This is a genomic window from Shewanella sp. 10N.286.51.B2, from assembly GCF_041469265.1.
Classification (GTDB): domain Bacteria; phylum Pseudomonadota; class Gammaproteobacteria; order Enterobacterales; family Shewanellaceae; genus Shewanella.
The window spans coordinates 21,230-30,709 of the sequence record NZ_JBFRKH010000022.1 but is presented as its reverse complement, the minus strand read 5'-3'; the positions used below and the strand labels follow the sequence as shown (position 1 = coordinate 30,709).

Annotated in this window: 7 protein-coding genes and 1 pseudogene; 2 read left to right on the top strand and 6 right to left on the bottom strand. The window is 42.8% G+C overall.

Annotated features, from left to right (window positions below):
* Positions 1 to 756: 756 nt before the first annotated feature.
* A pseudogene (locus tag AB4140_RS06620) lies at positions 757 to 1,488 on the bottom strand (IS3 family transposase); the annotation flags it as partial.
* Positions 1,489 to 2,248: 760 nt separating this feature from the next.
* Complete coding sequence (locus AB4140_RS06615; protein ID WP_102476198.1) at positions 2,249 to 2,527, bottom strand: hypothetical protein; 279 nt, start codon at positions 2,525 to 2,527, stop codon at positions 2,249 to 2,251.
* Positions 2,528 to 2,719: 192 nt separating this feature from the next.
* On the opposite strand from AB4140_RS06615, the gene AB4140_RS06610 reads away from it, so the two are divergent.
* Positions 2,720 to 3,379: a methyltransferase gene (locus AB4140_RS06610; protein ID WP_102439792.1), complete on the top strand. Its 660-nt coding sequence runs from the start codon at positions 2,720 to 2,722 to the stop codon at positions 3,377 to 3,379.
* Between the two features lie 16 nt (positions 3,380 to 3,395).
* Here the strand turns inward: AB4140_RS06610 and AB4140_RS06605 are convergent, their stop codons facing one another.
* Positions 3,396 to 3,875, bottom strand: a complete 480-nt coding sequence (locus AB4140_RS06605) for a GNAT family N-acetyltransferase (RefSeq protein ID WP_372000284.1) — start codon at positions 3,873 to 3,875, stop codon at positions 3,396 to 3,398.
* Positions 3,876 to 4,132: 257 nt separating this feature from the next.
* Between AB4140_RS06605 and AB4140_RS06600 the strand changes: the two genes are divergently transcribed.
* Complete coding sequence (locus AB4140_RS06600) at positions 4,133 to 4,987, top strand: PA4780 family RIO1-like protein kinase (RefSeq protein WP_102476196.1); 855 nt, start codon at positions 4,133 to 4,135, stop codon at positions 4,985 to 4,987.
* Positions 4,988 to 5,067: 80 nt separating this feature from the next.
* Here the strand turns inward: AB4140_RS06600 and mak are convergent, their stop codons facing one another.
* The 3 genes from mak to AB4140_RS06585 all read right to left on the bottom strand — a co-directional run bounded on the left by mak (position 5,068) and on the right by AB4140_RS06585 (position 9,387).
* Positions 5,068 to 5,973 (bottom strand): fructokinase, encoded by a 906-nt coding sequence (gene mak / locus AB4140_RS06595; RefSeq protein WP_372000282.1) that lies wholly within the window; start codon positions 5,971 to 5,973, stop codon positions 5,068 to 5,070.
* A 127-nt stretch (positions 5,974 to 6,100) separates the two neighbouring features.
* Entirely contained in the window at positions 6,101 to 6,886 is a 786-nt protein-coding gene (cysQ, locus tag AB4140_RS06590; RefSeq protein ID WP_102439796.1) for a 3'(2'),5'-bisphosphate nucleotidase CysQ, read from the bottom strand.
* Between the two features lie 338 nt (positions 6,887 to 7,224).
* The gene (locus AB4140_RS06585) at positions 7,225 to 9,387 is read right to left on the bottom strand and encodes a family 16 glycosylhydrolase (RefSeq protein ID WP_372000280.1); all 2,163 of its coding nucleotides are present in this window, start codon (positions 9,385 to 9,387) and stop codon (positions 7,225 to 7,227) included.
* Between the last annotated feature and the right edge of the window lie 93 nt (positions 9,388 to 9,480).

The window sequence follows — 9,480 nt, the reverse complement described above, 5'->3', positions numbered from 1 at the left end:
TAGGTCTGGCCATCATTAATTACCGAAAATTAAGTAATAACTAAAGCCTAGTAGAGTGTTTAACATTTAGCCAACTAGAATGGGTGGCCTTGTTATTCCGCTTCGCTCTCGATTTGTCGTTAAAAAAAATTTTCAATGGGTCTCTTCTTAGCATATATATATTCTCCAGTTTTTTATTAATTACTAAATGACATTAAAAACAATATACTAATTTTTAATAAATATCCACTTTCGAATCGCAAGTAAGCCATTGAAAACACAATAGATTTAACTTGACTACATTTATTTGTAGATTTAATCTCACTATCAATAATTTTAAGAAATGCTCATTATTTTATGAAAAAAACTGGAGAAGTTATGATTTATATTACTCTGTTTGTTGCATCATCTATTTTTACAATAACTTTTTTTCGAACATCTTTATTTGTTATCTCGATGGGTAGTCATCATATTAAGTCACCTCGACTTAGCATCTATATACTAATTCTTCTCTCGCTCTCATTTTCGACAATACTCGTCATATTTGCAAAAATTCTAAGTCGATGAAAGTTAATCCAAAATGTTGATTGCTATTAATTTTGTTTTAAAAGACATGAGTTACATTTATTTAGTGCGAGCCTTCTTGAAAAAGGTTATTAAATTGAAATTTTACGCTGTTTCTGACTTACATCTCGACATTCATACAATTAGAAAAGATTATTGGTGTGATTTTGAACGAGATGCGATTTTATTTATTGCTGGTGATGTCTGTACTGGTCAACCCAAATTGGACACTTTTAGTTGAGAATGTTCAAACTCTACAGGTGACAGATCACCATTAGCAGAATGAAGTCGCTCCAAGTTGTAATATTTCATGTAAGCAGTCACATCTTGCTTCATAAACTGCCTTGTTGGTTGAGAAACTTTAAAAACCCAATCGTGTTTCAAACTACCAAAGAAACGTTCAACGACTGCATTATCCCAACACGCACCAACATCCCCCATACTAGCTCGAATACCATAGCTAGAAAGCAGCTTGCCGAATTGCTTGCTGGTATACTGTGATCCTCGGTCACTGTGAAATACCAGCCCTCTGGCCGGTTGGCGCAGATTGTAAGCTTTCATTAATGCCTTAGATATCAAATCCGTGGTCATACGCTTGTCTATGTGCCATCCAACGATCCGGCGTGAATATAAATCCATTACAACTGCCAAATACATCCAGCCTTCACCTGTCTTTAAATAGGTCACGTCACCTGCCCAAACCTGATTTGCGGATACTGGGTTAAAGTTCATGTTTAACAGATTATCAGCCACGGCATCAGAGTGTTTTCGCTGTGTCGTCACCTTGTAAGCTCGTCGCTGGGTAGCTTTGAGTCGAAGGCGATGCATAATTTTACGAACGAGATAGCGACCAACCTGGTAGCCTTCCTTGCGCAACTTCTTCACCATTTCACGATTCCCTAAGCTGCCTCTACTTTGCTTAAATAGCTGTCGAACAAGGCGATGTGAAACTTCGCCATGTTTTGGTCAAATTTGTTCCAGACAAATAATGACATTCCCTCCATCCTTGGCGGTCAGAAGCTCGCTGCTGCATCTACACCGGGATTATTATCTCTTCGATTTGACTTTATTAGTGGGAATAAAAAGGCTAAAAAGCAGAAAATCTATTTGCCTCCGACTCAATTTGAATTGAGGACTTTGAAGAAAATAGCGTGAGATTGGCATGGATGCCAATATAGCCTCAGTTAAGCCATGGATGGCGCATCTGAGGCGTTAGCATTTTCAAATATGACCGAAGAACACTACAAGCGAAGTCAAAAGCTGGATCAATCCCCGTTGAAAACATGCGATTTTCAGCATTTTTCGTTGGGGCCTGAGGGTTTGTTAAGGGCTTATTTTGTAAAATGTGAGCGCTTTCCCCCTTGACTCTGCTCTTTGCAAAAGAAGGGGCGAAGCGCCACGACGTTAATCCAAACAAAGTTTGGAAAGACTTAAAGAAAACTTGCGATTTATAACTCGTATAAGTGAAGCACCACGACTTTTTTGTTCAAACTGGCAAACTAGATTTGGGTCACTAAATCGTTAGGGAAGTTTGCCGTGGTGAGTTCTGCCAACTTAAACAACTCATGACGTTTCGAACTTTGTTGTCTTAGTTTCAATCTTTATTGTCTAGTTTCAGACTTTAATGTACATCGACAGGAAAATGAATAACACCAAGCGCGCTTAAGCAAATAAGTGCCTTAGTAAGGGTTTATCCGCTGTGTCTCTACTTCACCATACAATGTTGGTAAATGTTCTCCCATTGCAGGTAAGTGAGCTCAATACTCGCTTCACTGTCACAACAGTAAGCGTCACCCTTTGGGCACACCTTTTCAGTGATATCAGCTAATTGCTCAGTAACACAGCCAGATAAGTACTCGTTACTTAATACCATATTGTTAAGTTGTTGCCGCTGCACAAGGGGAATAGCTAATGAATCCTGCGGCGCAATAACGCAATCAGACGACGCTAAAGAGAGTAACGCGGCAGTGATGAGTCCTTTCATATTAACTCCAATATAATTAAATCAATTATACGATAACCATTGTAGCCACTGCACAGCAAGGTTTTATTCGAATTAGTTGATTATATCCTTTGCGCTAATCGAAAATTACTATAGTGTGGTTATTCAATTGTTTCGTCATTTATATTTTTCTAGATATTTGGCTTAGCTTTAGCTACCCAACTAGGACAAATAATGACGACCCCTGTACGCGTTCGCTATCACACCATTGAAATTGGTGACAACGATATTCACTTATGTACCCTTCGAGATAAACAGCAATTTAGTGACGATAACAACACAGCTAAAGACTTAGGTATTTCTTCGGCGCTATGGCCCATTTTTGGGGTAGTCTGGCCTTCCAGTATGGTACTGGCAAATCACATGCTTGATTATCAAACTCAAGGTAAACGCATTTTAGAGATTGGTTGTGGTATCGGCCTTTCAAGCTTACTGTTAAACCAAAGAGCCGATGATATTACCGCCACCGATTATCACCCTGAGGTTGAAGGTTTTCTATTAAGAAATACCCAACTCAATAACGACAAATCGATAAACTTTGAACGAGTCGATTGGGCTGATGACAACAGTGATTTAGGTCAGTTCGATTTAATCATCGGCAGTGATTTATTGTACGAAGATGAGCATATTGCCTTGCTGGCTTACTTCATTCAAGCCCATGCCAAACGCCAATGTGAAATTGTTATTGTCGATCCCGGTCGTGGCCGAAAAAACAAACTCACCACCAAGATGGATGAATACGGCTTTAGCCATAATCATATCAAACCCATTCACACTGATTATTTAACACAACAATTCAAAGGCCATATTTTGCGCTTTTCAAGAGAGAGCTAGTGCAGTTAAATTTCGCTTAGCAGTCTAGTATATACTCATAAAAAATCACGCCCTGCTCTGTAATGGCTTGCTGGGTAAAGCCCAGCTTTAAAAGTAATTTAGCTGATGCTTGGTTACTTTTGTCTACCCCAGCGATTAATTTACGCCATTGAAGTTGATCCCGGGAAAATTCAATCACTCCTGTGAGTAACTCGCTTCCATAGCCTTTTTTCCAATAATGCTCACCCAGTAAATAACCGATATGGGCTGTTTCTTCATCAGCAAGATACATAAAGACTAATCCCATCATTAAGCCTGTATCAGTCGCATCAACCCGACATAAACGGCTTTGTGCTAGCATTTCATCAAGCCAGTACTCGGCGGCTGGTAGTGAGTTTAGCTGCTGAAAATTAGCAGGAAGATGATTAACCACTGCAGGTGTCAACAACGCCATAAGCTGTATCAAGAGTGCGGATGACTGCGATGTTAACTCTGATGCAGACTCTGACGATGTCATATCAGAAGATATTTCCCTTATTAGCAGCCTCGCTGTTTGCAAATTTATCTTCACCTGATGGCTCCTATTTATGGCCATTAACAAAGCAAACCCCATTAATAATACGGAGTAACTGCAGGCTATCTTATCATTTAGCGCTATTAAAATTTGCTTTGGTTAGTACCAAAGTGACATCTAGCCATCATTAAGCTGCAATAATATGGCATTAACTCAGCCAATCACTACCATCCTCAGCCTAAGTAAGGTATAACGGCGCCATGAAAACTCCTAAACGTATACAACCACTGGTTGATGATGGCCTTATTGACGAAGTCGTAAGCCAATTAATGAGCGGTAAAGAAGCCACCGTTTATATGGTTCGCTGTGGAAATGAAATCCGCTGCGCCAAAGTGTATAAAGAAGCCATTAAACGGAGCTTCAAAAAAGCAGCGCAATATCAAGAAGGTAGAAAAAGTCGCAATAGCCGTCGCAGCCGTGCAATGGAAAAAGGTTCCAGCTACGGCCGTGAGCAGCAAGAAAATGCCTGGCAAAATGCCGAAGTAGATGCCTTGTATAAATGTGCTGACGCCAATATTCGAGTGCCTGTCCCCTATGGCTGCTTTGAAGGTGTGCTGATAATGGAACTGATCACTGATGGTCAAGGTGATGTGGCCCCGCGTTTAAATGATATTGTGTTAAGCGCAGAACAAGCGTTACAAGATCACGCCACCATGATGGGGTATGTCACTCGTATGTTGTGTGCCGGCATCGTCCATGGTGACTTATCGGAATTTAACGTACTGCAAGATGACCATGGACCTGTGATTATCGATCTGCCCCAAGCCGTCGATGCTTCAGCCAATAATAATGCCAAGGTCATGCTAGAACGTGACGTTAACAATATGACCCGCTATTACTCGCAGTTTGCACCTGAGCTTGCTTTAACAAAGTATGCCAAGGAAATGTGGAGCTTATATGAGAAAGGCGACTTACTGCCTGATACCCAGCTTAGCGGTGAATTTGAAGAGGATACCAGCGCTGCTGATGTCAATTCAGTGCTAGAAGAAATTCAAGCAGCCTTTGAAGAAGAACTAGAGCGCCGCGAACGCATTAGTGAGCCTGAAGAGCTTTAACGCCCTCACACTTAATTTCGACTGTAAATAAAAACGGCGCTGATAGCGCCGTTTTAATACTCAAGAGTTAACTCATCGACCTAGTGGTCGTTTTTACCCCACAGCCATGCTGCACCACGCACCCCAGATGATGCGCCATATTCGTTTTTAACCACTAAGGTGTCGCACTCGCGGCCAACCACATACTTAGGTAATACTTTTGGCAATTCAGTGTATATCGCATCAATATTAGATACGCCGCCACCTAATACAATCACATCAGGGTCGAGCATATTAATCAGGTGTGCCAATGAGCGTGCTAAACGATCCATAAAGCGCACAAATGCTTGGGTCGCTAACGGATGACCATCGGCCATCATTTGCGAAATTTGAATGCCACTGTCAGCTTCACCACCAGCACGGCGGAAATCACGAACAAAGCCAGTGCCTGAAATAAAGGTCTCGATGCAATCTTTGTTGCCACAAAAACACGATGTAGAATTAAATTCGTCCGAAGTCATCCACGGCAAAGGATTATGACCCCATTCACCACCAATGCCATTACCGCCGCCATGAACTTTACCATTTATCGCTAAACCGCCACCGCAGCCTGTACCAATAATCACCCCAAAGACCACATCTTTGCCTGCGGCTGCGCCATCAACAGCTTCAGATACCGCAAAACAGTTAGCATCGTTTGCTACCCGCACTTCTCTATCAAGACGAGCGCTTAAATCTTTATCAAGTGGGTGACCATTAATCCAAGTTGAATTCGAATTTTTAACCAAACCCGTTAACGGTGATACCACCCCTGGGATCCCCACACCCACACTGCCAGTTTGCTGAGTTTCGGCTTCAGCATCATTAACTAAGCCTACTATGGCATCAAGGGTTTCAGGGTAGTTTTTAGGTGTTGGAATACGTTTACGAAATAGCTCTGAACTATCTTCGGCTAGCGCCACCACTTCAATCTTTGTCCCGCCAAGGTCAATACCCATGCGCATCATAGTAACTCTCTCCATATCGTTAGAATCTGTTATTCACCAAAATGAGTGTGCCGCAATAGCTATTATTGAGCTGATAAAAGGCTAACGGTTTCAAGTTAGACACTTTTGCAATTACTCGTTTATATAGCTACCTTGCAAACCATGCTGGTGACGCCGCAATAAAATACGGATTTAAAATATTTTCTTTTTGGTTGTAATCAAGGGACGTTAATTCAGGATAACGCACTACCTGACCACCAGCGCCTTCAACGACAGCTTGCGCTGCAGCGGTATCCCACTCACTGGTTAGCCCCAGTCTTGGATACACATCAGCAATGCCTTCTGCCACCATACAAAACTTTAATGAGCTACCAACACTTTGCATTTGGTGCTCGCCCACATCCTTAAGGAACTCTTCAAGCCCAGGGCTGATATGGGAGCGACTGCCCACCACCACAGGTACAGGGCTGACTGTTTGTTGGCTAATATCTAACTGTTGCTGCTGCCCTTGATACTCAAGCCATGCGCCTTGACCCACAATGGCAGAATAACATTTGTGTAATACCGGCGCGTATACCACTCCTACCATAGCGCGGCCTTGATGAACTAAGGCAATATTGACGGTAAACTCACCGTTGCGCTTAATAAACTCTTTGGTGCCATCTAGTGGGTCAATTAACCAATAAGTTTGCCATTCTTTACGTTCTGACCAAGGGATATCAGCGGCTTCTTCGCTCATGATCTTAATGTCAGCAAATTGCTGAGCTAATGCGTTAACAATCACATTATGACTGGCAATATCCGCAGCGGTCACTGGGCTATCATCTTGTTTTTGCGTTACTTGCAAGTCGGTGTCTGAATACACTTGCATAATTGCATCACCAGCCAATTTGGCAATCTCAACCACTTTAGTGAGATGCTGCTGGGTAAACAGCGGTTTCGTAAATGGCTGCTGCGCATCATCTTGCTCTGAAAAACTAAATACCTTCAAGGTTCATCCTTATGAATACGTTAACCTGTGGTTAACTCAAATCACTTAGCGCTATTATGCCAGTTGCTCGCAAGATGATTTATAACTATTTAGTTTGTCTTAGAAATAACAATGTTAGTTAACTTTTCACTAGCATAAATATCAAGGTAGCTCTGCCACGCCTCTGAGTTAATTTTTGCTACTAATATGCAACATCGTTTACAGATAGTAAGCCAAGTGCCCCTTGCATAAAAGGCACAATGGCTTAGCTGCATTCGTATTCAAACTGATTTAAAACAATGTTATTTAGTTAGCTGCACATTATCTACTTGCATAACCACCCCATTTTGATTGCCCCAAGCCGGAAAAATCACTAATGGGGTATCAACTTGGGTTAAATCTAAACTTGAGCCAGCATGGCTAACAAGGTCTGCAAGCGCTAACTTATAATGGGTCCAAGTGGCAATATCGGGCGTAGTAATGGCAAAGTCACCAGAGCTACAGGGATGGCCACAATCGACCTTGATATTAAAGTCGCGCTGGCTTCGAGGATCTGTCAGCACATTGACATCAAACTCAACAAAACTAAATTGGCTAACATCTTGACCTAATCCGGTGCTTTGGTAATAAACCACGGCTTCATCGGTATTAAAACTAAATTGAGTTACAGCGCCATAATCACCACCAGCATCAACTTGAGCGATATCGACTGAACCATTAGCGGCGTAATGTCCTATGCTATATGGCGGTTTTACTTCATTGTCATAAATAACCAACTCATCCACTTCAACTACTTGATATTCATAGCGCACATTATCAATTTGCAGGCTGATGTTACCTAATGCTTCAATCACAAACGGATTCACTACCACAGCTAAGTCAGCCACGCTGCCAGGCGAAAACCGATTGCCACTGGCGACTAATTCTGCGATAGATATTTTTACTTCAGTCCAAGTATTAAGCTCTGGCAGAGTGACGTTAATATCACTGACATTAGGCCAACCACTGTCAATTTTAACCAGCAGCTCGACATTATCGTCGATAGATAACAGGTTAATATCAAAGACTAAATAGCCATTATTGGCCCAGTGAGACAAATCGGCTGTGGGAGGGTAAGAGAAATAAGCATTACCCGTCGCGCCCACTTTATCCATTTGCAGCACCTCACCGCGACCTTCTACTGTCAGCGTCTGCAAGGTAATACTGCCATCGGGGTTATAGCTATCAAGCGCTAACCCTTGGGCTAGTGCATCGTCAAACATGATAAATTCTGGTCCTGCGCCAATGTCAGTGCTGGGGGTCGTGATCGCTGGCGGCTGATGGCCTTCTACCACTGCTGCGGCCTCATCAATAGTGGCACAACCACTGCCTGTTGTTGGCGCGACACTGCATTCATACACGCGCACATAATCCACCTCCATGGTTTGTGGAAATACCGACTCATCCACCCCAGTGTTGTTGACATTACCCGCCCAAGTACCGCCAACGGCAAAATTGAGGATCATGTGAAACGCTTGATTGTAAGGTGCATCTTCAGGGGCTTGTTGTAAAATCCCCTCAGCATCAGTGTATTGACTGTACCAACCCGTTGAGCGCTGAGTGGCAAAATGCACATCATCTACATACCAGCGAATTTCATCTTGCTCCCATTCAAGGGCATAAACATGAAAATCATCGGCAGGATTTGCGCCGTGTGGCAAACTGTACTCTGCGCCAGAATAGACATTGCCAGGCCAAGCTTTACCATAATGCAAAGTGCCATGAACCCGGCTTTCAGGTGTCTGGGACTCATCGCCATTGGTGATCACTTTCAGATTAACCGCTTCCATAATATCGATTTCGCCAGAGCCTGCCCAAGGACCATAAACCCAGTCAGTGGGCAACATCCAAATGGCCGGCCAAGTGCCCTGACCTTGTGGCATTTTGGCTTTAATTTCAAAGCGGCCATATTTCCAATCGCCTTTATGGGTCGAATCTAAACGCGCCGAAGTGTAAGGCTGCTGTTTTGAAGTGTCATTGGCATCGTAATTAGGATCGCCCAATGCTACTGCAGGGCCATTAAAATCTTCCCGCAGAGCGGTAATCACTAACTTACCATCAACCACTTGGCTGTTATCAGCGCGCTGGGTATAACATTGTAATTCTTCGTTGCCGCCGCCATAACAGTTATGGGCTAAATTCCATTTAGTGGCATCAATCTCAGCGCCGTCAAATTCGTCACTCCACACCAATGACCAGCTTGCGTTTTCTTGCCCTGAACCCGTGTCTGAATCAGAGTCTGAATCAGAGTCTGAGCCAGAGTCTACTGGCGCTTGCTCTGATTCAACTTCAGGCTCAGTTTCAGTCTCATTATCTGAGCCACATCCTATTAGCAGCAGCGCAGTTAAACTCGCCGCGCTAATGACTTTAGCGGATGAAAAAGCCTGGCTTAGAGCCAAATTTAACGGTAATTTTTTATTGAACATTCTTGATTCCCCAATCGCAAAATATCTAAAAAATTCCAGCAAAATGCCCTACAAACTCAATTGTAAGCTCAACGTCATTGGTGGATTAACATG

Excerpts from the sequence above, each read along its gene's own strand:
- AB4140_RS06615 (WP_102476198.1), bottom strand. The coding sequence starts at position 2,527 with ATGAAAGGACTCATCACTGCCGCGTTACTCTCTTTAGCGTCGTCTGAT.
- AB4140_RS06610 (WP_102439792.1), top strand. The coding sequence starts at position 2,720 with ATGACGACCCCTGTACGCGTTCGCTATCACACCATTGAAATTGGTGAC.
- AB4140_RS06605 (WP_372000284.1), bottom strand. The coding sequence starts at position 3,875 with ATGACATCGTCAGAGTCTGCATCAGAGTTAACATCGCAGTCATCCGCA.
- AB4140_RS06600 (WP_102476196.1), top strand. The coding sequence starts at position 4,133 with ATGAAAACTCCTAAACGTATACAACCACTGGTTGATGATGGCCTTATT.
- mak (WP_372000282.1), bottom strand. The coding sequence starts at position 5,973 with ATGATGCGCATGGGTATTGACCTTGGCGGGACAAAGATTGAAGTGGTG.
- AB4140_RS06585 (WP_372000280.1), bottom strand. The coding sequence starts at position 9,387 with ATGTTCAATAAAAAATTACCGTTAAATTTGGCTCTAAGCCAGGCTTTT.